This window comes from Pantoea hericii, assembly GCF_014155795.1.
In the GTDB taxonomy this organism is placed as follows: Bacteria; Pseudomonadota; Gammaproteobacteria; order Enterobacterales; family Enterobacteriaceae; genus Pantoea; species Pantoea eucalypti.
The window spans coordinates 211,834-226,621 of record NZ_SCKV01000006.1; the positions used below are offsets into that span (position 1 = coordinate 211,834).

Here is a 14,788-nt window from a genome sequence, read left to right on the forward strand (position 1 = left end):
CTCAGGAGAGAACGATGTGGATTAACGGGTTCAGACAATCGACAGTGGCCGCCAGCGACCGCGCACTGCAGTTCGGCGATGGCTGTTTTACTACCGCCGCCGTGCGTCAGGGTAAAATTGTGATGCTGGAAAGCCATATTCAGCGCCTTAAAGAGGGCTGTGAGCGGTTATGGATCGCTGGCGTCGACTGGCATCAGCTTGAGACCGAGATGAAGCAGGCCGCTTATGAACAAACCCAGGCGGTGCTGAAAGTGATTATCAGCACGGGCAGCGGCGGGCGGGGTTACAGCCGTCGCGGCTGTGGTGAACCTGTGCGAATCGTCTCTCTGACCGCCTGGCCACAACACTACACCGATATACAGCAGCGTGGTGCCCGACTCCGGCTTAGTCCGATTCGTCTGGCGCGAAACCCGCAATTTGCCGGTATCAAGCACCTGAACCGCGTGGAGCAGGTGATGATCCGGGCTCATCTTGACCAGACAGACGCCGACGAGGCGCTGGTGCTTGACACTGAAGGTTGGGTGGTGGAATGCTGTGCGGCCAATTTATTCTGGCGTCAGGGCACGCAGATTTTCACGCCCGATCTCTCGGCATCGGGTGTCGATGGCATTATGCGGCGGAGTCTTATGGCGCAACTTGCTGCCGCAGGTCAGGCTTGCCAGATAGTGAAAAGCGAACCGGCGCAACTGCTGGCAGCCGATGAAGTGGTGATATGTAACGCGCTGATGCCGGTTCTGCCGGTCCGACAGATAGAAGCGGTGCAGTTTACTGAGCGCTCGCTGTTTAAGCAGCTGCTGGCAAGCTGTGAACAAATAATGGATGCATCATGATTCGAAGTAAAAAGATTCTCGTCAGCCTGCTGGCAATCGTCGTTCTCGCAGCGGTGCTGAGTTACTGGCAGGTTAAGCAGTTTGCTGCCACCCCATTGACGCTGAAACAGGAAACGATTTATACGCTGCCTGCCGGCACGGGGCGGGTTGCGCTTGAAGCGCAGCTGGAAGAGCAGAAAATTATTCCCCACAGTATCTGGTTTGGTGCGCTGCTGCGTCTGGAGCCGGAACTGGCGACCTTTAAGGCGGGCACTTATCGCCTTGAGCCAACCATGACCGTACGCTCGCTGTTACAGCTGCTGGCCAGCGGCAAAGAGACGCAATTCCCGGTGCGGTTCGTCGAAGGTCAGCGGCTCAAAGAGTGGCTGAGTGAACTGCGTAAAGCGCCCTACATCCGGCACACCCTGAAAGACGATCAGTTCGCCACCCTGGCCAGCGCACTCAAGGTGGAGCCTGAACAACTGGAAGGCAACTTCTTCCCGGATACCTATCTCTACACGGCGAACACCACCGATATGGCGCTGTTGCAGCGGGCGCATGATCGGATGAAAAAGACCATTGATGCGGTGTGGCAGGGACGGGCGGACAATCTGCCCTATAAAACGCCACAGGATATGGTGACGATGGCCTCCATCATTGAGAAAGAGACCGGTGTCAGCGAAGAGCGCGCACGTGTCGCCTCGGTGTTTATTAATCGCCTGCGCACGGGAATGCGGTTACAGACCGATCCCACCGTCATCTATGGCATGGGTGACAGTTATAACGGCACGCTGACCCGCAAAGATCTTGAAACCGCCAGCGCGTACAATACTTACACGATTAACGGGCTGCCGCCTGGCCCGATTGCCATGCCGGGCAAAGCGTCACTTCAGGCAGCAGCGCATCCTGAAAAAACGAACTATCTCTACTTCGTTGCAGACGGGAAGGGTGGACATACGTTCACCACCAACCTTGCCAGCCATAACAAAGCGGTGCAGATTTACCGGCAGACACTGAAGGAAAAAAATGAACAGTAAGTTTATCGTCATTGAAGGCCTGGAAGGCGCCGGAAAGACCACTGCGCGTGATGCTGTTGTTGCCACGCTGCGCGCCCGGGGCATCAACGATCTGGTCTTTACCCGTGAACCGGGCGGCACGCCGCTGGCAGAACAGCTGCGGACACTGGTCAAGCAGGGGATTGAGGGTGAGCAGGTTACGGATAAAGCAGAGCTGCTGATGCTCTATGCAGCGCGCGTTCAGCTGGTGGAGACCGTCATCAAACCTGCGCTGGCTCGCGGTGCCTGGGTGATTGGCGATCGACACGATCTCTCTTCTCAGGCTTACCAGGGCGGCGGTCGGGGACTCGACAGTGAACTGATGCAGACGCTGCGTGATGCTGTCTTAGGCGATTTCCGTCCCGACCTGACGCTCTATCTGGATGTGACACCTGATATTGGTCTCCAGCGTGCCCGTGCACGTGGCGAGCTGGATCGTATTGAGCAGGAGTCATTGCGCTTCTTTGAGCGCACCCGCGCGCGCTATCTGACGCTGGCAGCAGACGATCCCACCATTCTTACCATTGATGCCACTCAGTCGCTGGAAGAAGTGACCGCGTCACTTAAAGCGACGCTGGATAGCTGGCTGGCGGAGCAGGCGTGATGAACTGGTATCCGTGGCTGAATCAGCCTTACCGTCAGGTGATCAGTCAGCACCAGGAAAATCGCGCGCACCATGCGCTGATGATCCAGGCGATGGCGGGCATGGGCGATGAGGCACTGGTCTGGGGAATGAGCCGCTGGCTGATGTGCCAGCAGCGGGATGGCCTGAAAAGTTGCGGAGAGTGCCACGGTTGTCAGCTGATGCAGGCCAACACCCATCCTGACTGGTATCGGCTTGAGGCAGAGAAGGGCAAAAGTACCCTGGGCATTGATGCGGTGCGTCAGGTGACGGAAAAGATGTATCACTTTGGTCAGCAGGGCGGCGCGAAAGTGGTCTGGCTGCCAGATGCTGCGCAGCTTTCGGAAGCCGCAGCTAACGCACTGCTGAAAACCCTTGAAGAGCCGCCTGCCAACAGCTGGTTCTTCCTCAGCAGCCGTGACCCCTCACGCCTTTTGGCCACGCTGCGCAGCCGCTGCATGACGCTTCATCTGACACCGCCGGACGAAGGACAAAGTCTGCTTTGGCTGAAGAAGCAATCCTCCCACGATGAACAGATGCTGCTGGCAGCGTTGCGCCTGGGCGCGGGCGCACCCGGAGCGGCACTGAGCCTGCTGGAAACCGGACCGTGGCAAGCCCGTCAGAAGCTCTGTGATGCGCTGCCCGCTGCGTTACAGCAGGACATCCTGCAACTGCTGCCTGCACTGAACGCGGACGACGCGGCCGCACGTATCGGCTGGCTGCTCTCGTTATTGCTGGATGCCATGAAATGGCAGCAAAATGCGGGACAATGGCTGAGTAATATTGATCGCCAGGATGTGGTGCAGCTCCTGGCCGGTTACTTTTCCGCTAGTGCGCTCAACAGCAGCACCCAGGCATGGATGCGCTGTCGTGAGCAGTTACTGCATGTGGCGTCAGTCAATCGCGAATTATTGCTGACCGATCAGCTCCTGAGCTGGGCGGACCTACAGAAGCCCGCGCTGGTCGGCTAAACCTACCTGAGAGTAATTATGTTTATTGTTGATTCCCATTGCCATCTTGATGGCCTGGATTATGAAAAGCACCACCGTGACCTTGATGATGTGATCGCTAAAGCAGCAGCGCGTGATGTGAAATTTATGCTGGCTATTGCCACCACGCTGCCGGGTTTTCACACCCTGAAAAGTCTGGTTGGCGATCGAAAAAACATTGCGCTCTCCTGCGGCGTGCATCCGCTGAATCAGGAAGAGGCCTATGACGTTGAGGAGTTTCGCCGGCTCTCTGCCGATCCTCAGGTCGTGGCACTGGGTGAAACCGGGCTGGATTATCACTATCAGCCAGAGACCAAAGATCAGCAGCAGCGCTCATTCCGGGAACATATCCGTACTGGCATCGCGCTGAATAAACCGATTATTGTTCATACCCGGGATGCACGCGAAGATACGCTGGCGATTTTGCGTGAAGAGCAGGTCGAGCGTTGTGGCGGCGTGCTGCATTGCTTCACCGAGGATCAGCCCACCGCCGCAAAGCTGCTGGATATGGGCTTTTACATCTCATTTTCCGGTATTGTCACCTTCCGCAATGCTGAACAGTTACGCGAAGCTGCGCGTTATGTGCCGCTGGACAGGATGCTGGTGGAAACGGATTCACCTTATCTGGCACCCGTGCCGTATCGCGGTAAAGAGAATCAGCCCGCTTATACGCGCGATGTTGCCGAATATCTGGCCGTATTAAAAGGCGTGGATATGGAAACGCTGGCCGCTGCCACCACTCAAAACTTTTCAACGCTGTTTCATATCCCCATGAGTAAGCTGGGCGGCTAACCGTCTTTTATTTCACTCTCTGTAATTAATCTGCAACCTGCTTATATGACCCTGTCTATTCAGCCAGGGTCAGCTTTTTATCGTCGATTACTCGTGCGGATCAGTCAGAAATTTCGTAAAGTGCGCGGCTCTGTTTGTTGAAACGTGATAGCCGTCAAAGTAACAATTCGGGATTTATTTTACCCTTCGTAATAAATCAAAAGGCGGTCACCGCCAGCCCGGCAAAGAATCCTCCCTCTTTGCCACGCGCTCTGCGCAAATATGCACTCATACTCAGGAGCTTCACGCTATGTTCAAAAATGCTTTTGCCAACCTTCAAAAGGTCGGTAAATCGCTGATGCTGCCGGTATCGGTTCTGCCGATTGCCGGTATTTTGTTAGGGGTCGGTTCAGCCAATTTCAGCTGGTTACCAGCAGTGGTTTCCCATGTAATGGCAGAAGCGGGTGGATCGGTGTTCGCCAACATGCCACTGATTTTTGCTATCGGCGTGGCGCTGGGCTTTACTAACAACGACGGCGTTTCGGCACTGGCCGCCGTTGTCGCGTATGGCATCATGGTGAAAACCATGGCGGTCGTTGCACCGCTGGTGCTGCATCTGCCAGCGGCAGAGATCGAGGCGAAACACCTCGCCGATACCGGGGTGCTGGGCGGTATCATCGCCGGTTCCATCGCCGCTTACATGTTCAACCGCTTCTACCGCATCAAGCTGCCAGAATATCTGGGCTTCTTTGCCGGTAAACGCTTTGTGCCGATTATCTCTGGCCTGGCGGCGATTGTGCTGGGTGTGCTGCTCTCCTTTATCTGGCCACCCGTCGGTGCTGCGATTCAGGAGTTCTCACAGTGGGCGGCCTATCAGAACCCGGTTGTTGCCTTTGGTATCTACGGCGTTGTTGAGCGCGCGCTGGTGCCATTTGGTCTGCATCACATCTGGAACGTACCTTTCCAGATGCAGATTGGTGAATATACCAATGCGGCAGGTCAGGTATTCCACGGCGACATCCCACGTTACATGGCAGGTGACCCGACCGCAGGTAAACTCTCAGGTGGCTTCCTGTTCAAAATGTACGGTCTGCCAGCGGCCGCGATTGCTATCTGGCATTCAGCGAAACCTGAAAACCGTGCCAAAGTTGGCGGCATCATGATCTCTGCTGCGCTGACCTCATTCCTGACCGGTATCACCGAACCGATTGAATTCTCATTCATGTTCGTGGCGCCGATTCTGTATGTGATCCATGCGCTGCTGGCAGGTCTGGCCTTCCCAATCTGTATCCTGCTCGGAATGCGTGATGGCACCAGCTTCTCACACGGTCTGATCGACTTCATCGTGCTGAGCGGCAACAGCAGCAAAATCTGGTTGTTCCCGATTATCGGCATCATCTACGGCCTGGTTTACTACACCGTATTCCGCGTTCTGATTGCGAAACTGGATCTGAAAACGCCTGGCCGTGAAGAGAGCAGCAGCAGCGAGCAGTCTACCGCGACCGGAACGGAGATGGCGGGCAAACTGGTAGCTGCGTTTGGTGGTAAAGAGAACATCACCAACCTGGATGCCTGTATCACCCGTTTACGTGTCAGCGTTGCTGATGTAGCGAAAGTGGATCAGTCTGAACTGAAAAACCTCGGCGCTCGTGGCGTGGTGGTTGCGGGTTCCGGTGTACAGGCAATTTTCGGAACCAAATCCGATAACCTGAAAACCGATATGGATGATTACATCCGCAGCATGTAATCATTAAGAGATGAAAAAGCCCCGCTAAGCGGGGCTTTTTTTTGGCCAGGACTCAGAGGTAAACACGCAGATACTCAGTCAGACAGAGCAGGGCCATCGCCTGACCGTACGGCATGGAGGTCAGAGGAACCGTGCGGTAATAGTCCAGGTCACTGCCCATTGCAGTACCAAAAGAGACCTGCATCAGCTCACCATCTTCATCAATATTGGCAATTACGCCGCGCAGCGCTTTTTCTGCCACCTCACGATACGCAGCGGGCAGATAACGCTTGCGCACCGCTTTCAGGATGCCATAGGCAAACCCGGCGGTGGCAGACGCTTCCGGATAGCTGTGCGGATCATCGAGCAGGGTGTGCCACAATCCGCTGCTGTGCTGACAGGCCTTCAACGCGTTGACCTGGCTCTCCAGCACCTGCTGCAGAAAGCGACGGGTCGCGTGATGTTCAGGCCAGTTCATCATCTCCAGGAAGTCGGGAATGACAATCGTCACCCAGCTGTTGCCGCGCGCCCAGCGCGCATTGGCGAAGTTATGGCGGCCATCAAAGTTCCAGCCGTGAAACCATAAGCCGGTTTCGCGATCCATCAGATACTGGGTATGCAGCAGAAACTGATAGCTCGCTTCTTCAACCCACTCATCGCGCTTCAGCAACTGACCAATTTTAGCCAGCGCCATTACGCTCATCATCAGCGTATCGTCCCAGAGCTGCTGGGTGTTCTCATTGTTATAGACAATATGCTGCAGGCCGCCCTGTTCAGTACGCGGCATTTCATACATGACCCATTCTGCCCAGCGCTCCAGCACCGGCACCCAGGCCGGGTTTCTGGTCTCTTCGTAACGATAAGCCAGCGTCAGAAAGGGGCACACGGTATTCACGTTTTTGGTCGGCGTGCCTTCCGCCAGACGCTGCGTAAACCACCTGTCAATGATGGCCAGCGTCTGCGCGTCACCGGTCTGCTGATAGTAGTGCAGCATGCCGTACAGGCCGATGCCGTGTGTCCATTCCCAGCCCGCCCAGCCTTTAGTATCAATCACCCGGCCATCGTCCAGCCGTAATAAAAATTCGCCTGTTTCATCCGTGATATTGACCAGATTCTGAGTCAGTTTCTGAATCAGCTGAACCAGTTCGCTGCGTGGCAGCAGATACTCAGGCTGGCACAATAACTTGCTGTGTTTAACGGGAAATACAGTCATGGTTTATTCCTGTCGTTTTAAGGTGGTGTTTAAAGAAGGGGTTAATACGGGATGTGCGGTAAGTTTTTCCGGCGCGGGCTTGTTGCGATTAAGGAAGCCAATGTTGTTGTTACCCCACAGATTCTCGTAAGGCATGCCTGCCAGCGTTTCGACAATGCTCCGTGCTTCCGGGGTGAGACTTTCCGGCACGATACGGCCTGCCTCGCGCATCTTCAGCGTCTCCTGGCGCAGCACGGTGTGCGTCTGCAAATTCAGTTTAAAACGCAGTGAGACAATAAAGCCGCAGGTCAGCACGGCCACCGTGCCGATGCTGAGAATCGCCAGAATAGTGTGGCTGACGCCCGGCGCCTGCGTGGCCTGGCCAGAGACAAAGCCGGAGAGCTGCAGCACGATGCCCACCAGCATGACGGCACCCGCCTGGGACGCTTTACGCGTCAGGGTCATGATGCCGGCAAATATCCCTTCACGGCGCTGACCGGTGATCACCTCATCCACATCAGCGATATAGGTGTAGGTGTTCCACGGCACATAGTTGATGCCGCCACGCCCCAGGCCTGCGACGGCAGAGATCACCAGCAGCAGAGACATGTTGTCGTTCATTCCGGTATACCAAAGACCGGCATAGGAGAGCGCGGCGAGGCCAAAGAGTATGGCGACCAGACGATAGGCAGGGGCCGGTCCCATACGGATACAGAGCGGGATCATCACCATCACAGCAATAAACTGCAAGACTGCCATTGTGCCCATCAGGCTGGAGGCAACCTGTGCACTCTGCATCAGCACAAACACCACGTACCATGTAAAGACGGCGTTAAACACATCCTGAGCAATATAGCCGCCGAGATACATGCCAAGGTGTTGCCGGAAGATACGGATACGTAAGGTTGAGGCCAGTTCGACATAGAGCCGTTTAAGACTCTGCATCAGCGTCAGCTGCTGCTTTTCCTGCTCCGCACGGCGTGATTCGGCAGAAAAGTCATCGGGGTGACGTTCCCAGGTAAAGCACCACACCAGCGTCAGTACCAGCGCGCAAATTACTGAGAACACCAGGCTGGCATAGAAAAAGGAGAGGGGATTTTCTTTGCCCAGCATGCTCAGCAAAATACCGGGTAAGAATGCGGCCAGTATCGCTGATAATTGTGCCAGACCAATTCGCGCCCCGGAAAAGCGGGTCTTCTGTTTAAAGTCGTCGGTCATTTCCGGCACCAGCGTTTCATAAGGCACCAGAATCATGGTGTAGACGATATCAAACAGCAGGTAAGTGCAGAGATACCACCAGAAACTCATGTCGCTAACCCACATCAGGCTATAACTGAAGACACAGGGTATGCCGAGCAGGATAAAGAATTTCCGGCGGCCAAAACGTTTGCCCAGCCAGGTTGAACCGAAGTTGTCGGTAAGGAAGCCCATCAGCGGGCTGACCACGGCGTCCAGCACGCGAGCGGCGGCGAAAATCAGCGTGGCCTGAATGGGGGTTAATCCACAAAAGGTCGTGTAAAAATAGAGTAACCAGGCGGCAGTCAGCGCCGTTGTGCCTGCTCCGAGAAAATCGCCAGATCCATAGGCCAGATAGTGGCCAGGACCAATTTTACGTGAGCGCATGTGTGAGGCTCCTTAATGTTATGGGGCAATTTGACCGGGTGACGCCAGACATCTCCCCCGGACTGATTAGCAAAGTAGAGCTGACGCGGCGGTTAAACCTTCGCAATCTGGCAACCAAAAGCGTTGAAGTGGCAATCAGGCAAAGAAAAGGGGGGCATAATTCTAATTTATAAAACAGCGTTTCATTTTTATGTGATGGCGGCTGCTTTATGGGTATTCATACTGGGGTTTCAGGCAGGGGAGTGAGGGGCTGCTGCAAAGGCACGCGAACAATGCAAGAAAAGTGGTACTGAGGTTGAAAGAAAACAAATTTCTCCCGCATACTGATTGATTACGACTCAGGCTAAAGGAATTGCACCATGGCTGAAGAAACCATTTTTAGTAAAATTATCCGCCGCGAAATCCCCGCTGATGTGGTTTACCAGGACGAGCTGGTCACGGCCTTCCGTGATATTTCGCCTAAAGCACCGACGCATATTTTAATCGTGCCGAATGTGCTGATCCCCACGGTCAACGAGGTGGAAGCCGCGCACGAGCACGCGCTGGGACGCATGTTTACCACCGCGGCGAAAATCGCCCGCCAGGAAGGTATCGACCAAAATGGTTATCGTCTGATTGTGAACTGCAATCAACATGGTGGTCAGGAGGTTTATCACATTCATATGCATCTGCTGGGCGGCGAACCGCTGGGTCCGATGCTCTCTAACTGATAACTGATAACTGATAACGGAAACGTGCTATGCGATCCTGGCTGACTGGCCTGCCGATCCTGCTCTGCCTGACGGCTTGCAGCAGTGATAAACCGATGATCAATACGTCACAGTCACTGGTGATGGAGTCCTCTGTGCTGTCGGCAGGGATTATTACCGATGAGCCGACGCTGGATGAGAACGATGGACTCAAACGTGCCACCAGCGTGCTCTATAATCAGCGCGAAACACCGGTCGTTGTGCACTACCGTTATTACTGGTATGACGACAAAGGGCTGGAAATCACCCCGCAGGAACCGGCGCAGACCGTCACCGTTCCGGCGCAGGGCAGCATAGTCGCCGCCTCGCAAATGGGTAACCTGACTGCCAGTAAGGTTCGTCTTTATCTCTATCTTTAAGGATTTTCATCGTGATACGCAGTTTTAATCGTACCGGAACGCTTCTGATGGCGCTCATTCTGACCGGCTGTGTTGTGAAACAACAGCAGCAGCCTGCACCGGTTGAACCGACCCAGCCTGCTGAGCCAACCCAGCCCGTTCCGCAACCTGAACCGGTACCGCAACCGCAGCCTGTGCCGCAGCCGCCAAAACTGGTGACTATCAACTGGGATGCCACCGTTCAGCCGCTGGTGGCGCAGATGTTACAGGCCGCCAGCGCCGAGCCTGGCAGCGTGCTGCTGGTCGATCGGATCAAAAACAGCACCAATGGCTCGCTGCAAAGCGACAAAGCCACGGCAGCAATCCAGAATGCGCTGAATAATAACGGTAAATTCACCCTCGTCTCTGCAGATCAACTGGCACAGGCCAAGCAGACGCTGGGATTATCGCCGGATGACAGCCTGAACTCGCGCAGTAAAGCCATTGGCCTGGCGCGTAACCTCAACGCACAGTATGTGCTCTACAGTAACGCGCGTGGCGATGTTAAAACACCGACCCTGCAGATGCAGCTGATGCTGGTTCAGACCGGCGAGATCATCTGGTCCGGCAACGGCATTGCTCAGAATTAATCCGGCATTCCAGCGGATCATTGAACAGGTCACGGGCGAACCAGACAAAGCATTGATTATGCCGCTGGCCGGTCTGACCGGACACAGCCAGAAGATTGTCAGCCCGTCCGGCACCTTTATCGTTCGGGCGACACCGCAACCGGCTATTCCCTTTGTGGACCGGCAGCGAGAATTCCGACTGTTACGAAAGTTGAGAACCACGGGGCTGGCGCCGCAGCCCGTAGCGTCACATCGTCAGGGAATTATCCTGACCTGGTGCGCGGGCGAGGCGCTGGATGCACAACGCTTCGGCGAGCAACGTCCGCAGATCGTGGCCCTTCTGAAGCAACTGCACCAGCAGCCGCTGACCGGCTATCAACTGTCGATGTTATCGCTACTGTGGGATTACTGGCAGCTTACACCTCAGCGGCATCATCGCTGGCTGCGAGCGCTCAGACGCCTGACGCAGCAGGGTGAGCCCCGGCCGCTGAGGCTTGCACCGCTGCACATGGATCTGCATGCCGGCAATGTCATACAAGGTCCCGAAGGCCTGCGTCTGATTGACTGGGAATATGCCGCCGATGGCGACGTGGCGCTGGAACTGGCGGCCGTCTGTGCCAGCGATCCGCAGCACGATGCCGACTGGCTGGCAGAGTATGCAGCGGCGATGCAGCTGCCGCTTCCCGCGCTGGTGCAGCAGGTCAGACGCTGGCAACCCTGGCTGCGTTTGCTGATGGCCAGCTGGTATCAGCTGCGTGCCAGTCAGAGTGAAAACGAAACATTACACCAGCTGGCCCGACAGAGCTGGGAACAGATTTAATCGCGTTATGCAGCTGCATAACGCCACAGGATTCAGGTTATGAGAACACATTTACCCGGCCCGCTGATGCTTGACGTTGAGGGCTATGAACTGGATGGCGAAGAGCGCGACATCCTGAAGCACCCGCTGGTCGGCGGCTTAATTTTATTTGCCCGAAATTATCACGACCCGGCTCAGCTGGCAGAGCTGGTGCGGCAGATCCGCGCGGCCTCTCACTCCCGGCTGGTGGTTGCGGTGGACCAGGAGGGCGGTCGCGTTCAGCGTTTCCGTGACGGCTTTACTCAACTGCCCGCGATGCAATCCTTCGCCGCGCTTCACGATGCAGACACCGCAGGTGAGATGGCGCAGCAGGCGGGCTGGCAGATGGCGGCCGAAATGATCGCGATGGATATCGATATCAGCTTTGCGCCGGTGCTCGACATTGGTCATATCAGCGCTGCCATCGGCGACCGCTCTTTCCACGCCAATCCGGCCATTGCTCTTGCTGTTGCCCGCCGCTTTATTGCGGGGATGCACGAGGCGGGCATGAAGACCACAGGTAAACATTTCCCGGGGCATGGTGCGGTCAGCGCCGATTCGCATAAAGAGACGCCACGGGATCCGCGCGACGAAAAAACGCTGCGTGAGCATGACATGTCGATCTTCAGCAAGCTGATCACCGAGCAGGCGCTGGATGCCATCATGCCTGCTCACGTCATCTACACCGACGTTGATCCGCTGCCCGCCAGCGGCTCGCCATACTGGCTGAAAACCGTGTTGCGGGAGCAACTGGGCTTTAATGGCGTGATTTTCTCCGACGATTTGTCGATGGAGGGCGCCGCCGTGATGGGAAGCTATTCTGAGCGGGCGCAGCAGTCCCTTTCTGCCGGTTGCGACATGATTCTGGTCTGCAATCAGCGCCAGGGAGCCATCAGTGTGCTGGATAACCTGATCCCGGTCGGGTCAGAGCGCGTGACGCAGCTGTATCATCAGGGCAGGTTTACCCGCGGTGAGCTGCAGGCTACGCATCGCTGGAAAACCAATGCCCAGCAACTGAGTGCGCTTCAGGAACGCTGGCTGGCTCACAAGGCGTCGTGGTAAGCAGTGACTGCCCGGCGCTATCTCAACCCTGAGGATTATCATGATCATTTATCTGCACGGTTTTGATTCCAACAGTCCGGGCAATCACGAAAAGGTGCTGCAACTGCAATTTATCGATCCTGACGTCAGGTTGATCAGTTACAGCACCCGCCATCCTAAACATGATATGCAGTTTCTGCTGAAAGAGACCGATAAGATGCTGACGCTGTCCGACGATGACCGCCCTCTGATTTGCGGTGTCGGGCTGGGCGGCTTCTGGTCAGAGCGCATCGGGTTTTTGTGCGGCATCCGCCAGGCGATCTTCAATCCCAACCTCTTTCCGCAGGAGAATATGGAAGGGAAGATCGACCGTCCCGAGGAGTATCAGGACATCGCCACCAAATGCGTCAGCGATTTTCGCGAGCGCAATCGTGACCGCTGTCTGACCTTCCTCTCCCGTCATGATGAGGCGCTGGACAGCCAGCGCATCGCCGACCAGTTGCATCCGTTTTATGACATCGTCTGGGATGAGACAGAAGGACACAAATTCATAAACATATCCCCACATCTTCAGCGGATAAAATCTTTTAAAACATCAGGTTAAACCTGTCAGGCACCGCAAGGTGCCTGTTTTCATTACGTAATTATCTGAGTTTTATTTCTCCGCTTTGATGTATATCAATATTCTTATGTTCTCCTCTTCCCGCCATGCTATTCTGCCCGCAGATTGCGATTTTAACTTCGCCAACCCTATGTTTCTTAAGGTTTAATTTAACCTTTGGTTAACTTTTGGTTCACAATTTGAGGGGGTCTTTGTTGACTACGTCTGTTAAGAGAATTGTTATTGTCGGCGGGGGAGCGGGCGGCCTGGAAATGGCGACGCAGCTGGGCCATAAACTGGGTCGTAAAAAGAAAGCCGAAATTATCCTGGTTGATCGTAACCATAGCCATTTGTGGAAGCCGCTGCTGCACGAAGTGGCCACGGGTTCGATGGATGAAGGCATTGACGCACTGAGCTATCTGGCCCATGCCCGCAACCACGGTTTTGAGTTCCAGTTGGGTTCGCTCACCGATATTGATCGCAGCCGCAAAGTGATCCGCCTGGCCGAAGTGCTGAACGCACAGGGCGAAGTGCTGGTGCCACAGCGTGAAGTGGCCTACGACCAGTTGGTCATGGCGCTGGGCAGCACCTCCAATGATTTCGGAACGCCGGGTGTCAAAGATCACTGCATCTTCCTGGACAATCCACATCAGGCGCGTCGTTTCCACAACGAAATGCTCAACCTGTTCCTGAAATTCTCTGCCAGCGAAGGCAAGGTCGAGAAAGTGAACATCGCTATCGTGGGCGGCGGCGCAACAGGCGTTGAGCTGTCAGCGGAGCTGCACAACGCGGTGAAACAGCTGCACAGCTACGGCTTCAAAGGCCTCGGACGCGAAGCGCTGAACGTGACGCTGGTGGAGGCGGGCGAACGTATTCTGCCTGCACTCCCACCGCGCATCTCTGCTGCTGCGCACCAGGAGCTGACCAAACTGGGCGTGCGCGTTCTGACGCAGACCATGGTCACCAGCGCTGAGCGTAATGGCCTGAATACCAAAGGCGGCGAGTTTATCGAAGCCGACCTGATGGTCTGGGCAGCAGGGATCAAAGCGCCTGACTTCCTGAAAGAGATTGGCGGACTGGAAACCAACCGTATCAACCAGCTGGTGGTGAAAGAGACCTTGCAGACCACGCTGGACGATGACATTTACGCCATTGGCGACTGTGCCTCCTGCGCCCTGCCAGGCGGCGGTTTTGTTCCGCCACGTGCCCAGTCGGCGCACCAGATGGCCTCACGCGCGATGGAAAACATCCTGGCGCAGCGTCACGGTAAACCGCTGAAAGCCTATGTCTATAAAGACCATGGCTCGCTGGTGTCGCTTTCCCGCTTCAGTACGGTCGGCAGCCTGATGGGTAACCTGATGCGTGGCTCGATGATGGTGGAAGGGCGTATTGCACGCTTTGTCTATATCTCACTCTACCGTATGCACCAGGTCGCGCTGCACGGCTACTTTAAAACTGGCCTGATGATGCTGGTGGGCAGCATTAACCGGGTGATCCGTCCCCGGCTTAAGCTGCACTAAGCAAATGTAATCAGTCTGGTCAAGGCTAAGCCTCCTCGATATTGAGGGGGCTTTTTTATGCGCCGGACTGGCCGGGAGTCGCGGCTGGCGGACAGCCGTGCAACGGTTTATTCGTCGCGCTGGAGCCCCGTTCAGTCAGCTATGCCGCGCTAACCCTGAGGCGTCAGCGTGAATGGGATATCACCAGTCTGACTGGTTTACAGCCGCTTATTGTTCCTGCGAATCGGCTCACTGTATCGAATCTGACAGGGTTCATGTGTCAATATGATCAGGGCGTAGCGCCAATATTGGTCATCTCTTAATGTA

At 55.6% G+C, this 14,788-nt stretch carries 15 protein-coding genes; 13 read left to right on the top strand and 2 right to left on the bottom strand.

The annotated features are described in order from the left end of the window. Window positions 1-14: 14 nt before the first annotated feature. The 6 genes from pabC to ptsG all read left to right on the top strand — a co-directional run bounded on the left by pabC (window position 15) and on the right by ptsG (window position 5,993). Window positions 15-830: an aminodeoxychorismate lyase gene (gene pabC, locus H7K52_RS14985; RefSeq protein WP_182630179.1), complete on the top strand. Its 816-nt coding sequence runs from the start codon at window positions 15-17 to the stop codon at window positions 828-830. Continuing rightward, complete coding sequence (gene mltG, locus H7K52_RS14990) at window positions 827-1,846, top strand: endolytic transglycosylase MltG (RefSeq protein ID WP_182630180.1); 1,020 nt, start codon at window positions 827-829, stop codon at window positions 1,844-1,846. The genes pabC and mltG overlap by 4 nt, the downstream gene beginning before the upstream one ends. Beyond that, on the top strand, window positions 1,836-2,468 hold the full coding sequence (gene tmk, locus H7K52_RS14995) for a dTMP kinase (protein WP_154926086.1): 633 nt from the start codon (window positions 1,836-1,838) through the stop codon (window positions 2,466-2,468). The genes mltG and tmk overlap by 11 nt, the downstream gene beginning before the upstream one ends. Beyond that, window positions 2,468-3,457, top strand: a complete 990-nt coding sequence (holB, locus tag H7K52_RS15000; RefSeq protein WP_078804279.1) for a DNA polymerase III subunit delta' — start codon at window positions 2,468-2,470, stop codon at window positions 3,455-3,457. The genes tmk and holB overlap by 1 nt, the downstream gene beginning before the upstream one ends. Before the next feature lie 18 nt (window positions 3,458-3,475). Next, on the top strand, window positions 3,476-4,267 hold the full coding sequence (locus tag H7K52_RS15005; protein ID WP_003849858.1) for a metal-dependent hydrolase: 792 nt from the start codon (window positions 3,476-3,478) through the stop codon (window positions 4,265-4,267). 289 nt (window positions 4,268-4,556) lie between these two features. Continuing rightward, entirely contained in the window at window positions 4,557-5,993 is a 1,437-nt protein-coding gene (gene ptsG, locus H7K52_RS15010; protein ID WP_003849857.1) for a PTS glucose transporter subunit IIBC, read from the top strand. Between the two features lie 52 nt (window positions 5,994-6,045). On the opposite strand, the gene bglB is transcribed toward ptsG, so the two are convergent. Together bglB and H7K52_RS15020 are read right to left on the bottom strand one after the other, a co-directional pair. Continuing rightward, window positions 6,046-7,185 carry a beta-galactosidase BglB gene (bglB, locus tag H7K52_RS15015; RefSeq protein WP_008925936.1) on the bottom strand — a complete coding sequence of 380 codons (1,140 nt, stop codon included), beginning with the start codon at window positions 7,183-7,185 and terminating at the stop codon, window positions 6,046-6,048. Window positions 7,186-7,188: 3 nt separating this feature from the next. Next, window positions 7,189-8,787 (bottom strand): MFS transporter, encoded by a 1,599-nt coding sequence (locus H7K52_RS15020; protein ID WP_003849855.1) that lies wholly within the window; start codon window positions 8,785-8,787, stop codon window positions 7,189-7,191. A gap of 359 nt (window positions 8,788-9,146) precedes the next feature. Between H7K52_RS15020 and hinT the strand changes: the two genes are divergently transcribed. From hinT to H7K52_RS15055, 7 genes are all read left to right on the top strand, one after another. Next, entirely contained in the window at window positions 9,147-9,497 is a 351-nt protein-coding gene (hinT, locus tag H7K52_RS15025) for a purine nucleoside phosphoramidase (RefSeq protein ID WP_003849854.1), read from the top strand. 29 nt (window positions 9,498-9,526) lie between these two features. After that, on the top strand, window positions 9,527-9,895 hold the full coding sequence (locus H7K52_RS15030; RefSeq protein WP_003849853.1) for a YcfL family putative periplasmic lipoprotein: 369 nt from the start codon (window positions 9,527-9,529) through the stop codon (window positions 9,893-9,895). Window positions 9,896-9,906: 11 nt separating this feature from the next. Continuing rightward, window positions 9,907-10,503 (top strand): penicillin-binding protein activator LpoB, encoded by a 597-nt coding sequence (gene lpoB / locus H7K52_RS15035; protein WP_003849852.1) that lies wholly within the window; start codon window positions 9,907-9,909, stop codon window positions 10,501-10,503. Window positions 10,504-10,519: 16 nt separating this feature from the next. Then, on the top strand, window positions 10,520-11,302 hold the full coding sequence (thiK, locus tag H7K52_RS15040) for a thiamine kinase (RefSeq protein ID WP_050556826.1): 783 nt from the start codon (window positions 10,520-10,522) through the stop codon (window positions 11,300-11,302). A gap of 39 nt (window positions 11,303-11,341) precedes the next feature. Next, entirely contained in the window at window positions 11,342-12,382 is a 1,041-nt protein-coding gene (gene nagZ, locus H7K52_RS15045) for a beta-N-acetylhexosaminidase (protein ID WP_003849850.1), read from the top strand. A gap of 40 nt (window positions 12,383-12,422) precedes the next feature. Then, window positions 12,423-12,965, top strand: a complete 543-nt coding sequence (ycfP, locus tag H7K52_RS15050; protein ID WP_182630181.1) for an alpha/beta hydrolase YcfP — start codon at window positions 12,423-12,425, stop codon at window positions 12,963-12,965. Between the two features lie 212 nt (window positions 12,966-13,177). After that, window positions 13,178-14,482, top strand: a complete 1,305-nt coding sequence (locus H7K52_RS15055) for an NAD(P)/FAD-dependent oxidoreductase (protein ID WP_003849848.1) — start codon at window positions 13,178-13,180, stop codon at window positions 14,480-14,482. The last annotated feature ends 306 nt before the right edge of the window (window positions 14,483-14,788 follow it).

Excerpts from the sequence above, each read along its gene's own strand:
- pabC (WP_182630179.1), top strand. The coding sequence starts at position 15 with ATGTGGATTAACGGGTTCAGACAATCGACAGTGGCCGCCAGCGACCGC.
- mltG (WP_182630180.1), top strand. The coding sequence starts at position 827 with ATGATTCGAAGTAAAAAGATTCTCGTCAGCCTGCTGGCAATCGTCGTT.
- tmk (WP_154926086.1), top strand. The coding sequence starts at position 1,836 with ATGAACAGTAAGTTTATCGTCATTGAAGGCCTGGAAGGCGCCGGAAAG.
- holB (WP_078804279.1), top strand. The coding sequence starts at position 2,468 with ATGAACTGGTATCCGTGGCTGAATCAGCCTTACCGTCAGGTGATCAGT.
- H7K52_RS15005 (WP_003849858.1), top strand. The coding sequence starts at position 3,476 with ATGTTTATTGTTGATTCCCATTGCCATCTTGATGGCCTGGATTATGAA.
- ptsG (WP_003849857.1), top strand. The coding sequence starts at position 4,557 with ATGTTCAAAAATGCTTTTGCCAACCTTCAAAAGGTCGGTAAATCGCTG.
- bglB (WP_008925936.1), bottom strand. The coding sequence starts at position 7,185 with ATGACTGTATTTCCCGTTAAACACAGCAAGTTATTGTGCCAGCCTGAG.
- H7K52_RS15020 (WP_003849855.1), bottom strand. The coding sequence starts at position 8,787 with ATGCGCTCACGTAAAATTGGTCCTGGCCACTATCTGGCCTATGGATCT.
- hinT (WP_003849854.1), top strand. The coding sequence starts at position 9,147 with ATGGCTGAAGAAACCATTTTTAGTAAAATTATCCGCCGCGAAATCCCC.
- H7K52_RS15030 (WP_003849853.1), top strand. The coding sequence starts at position 9,527 with ATGCGATCCTGGCTGACTGGCCTGCCGATCCTGCTCTGCCTGACGGCT.
- nagZ (WP_003849850.1), top strand. The coding sequence starts at position 11,342 with ATGAGAACACATTTACCCGGCCCGCTGATGCTTGACGTTGAGGGCTAT.
- ycfP (WP_182630181.1), top strand. The coding sequence starts at position 12,423 with ATGATCATTTATCTGCACGGTTTTGATTCCAACAGTCCGGGCAATCAC.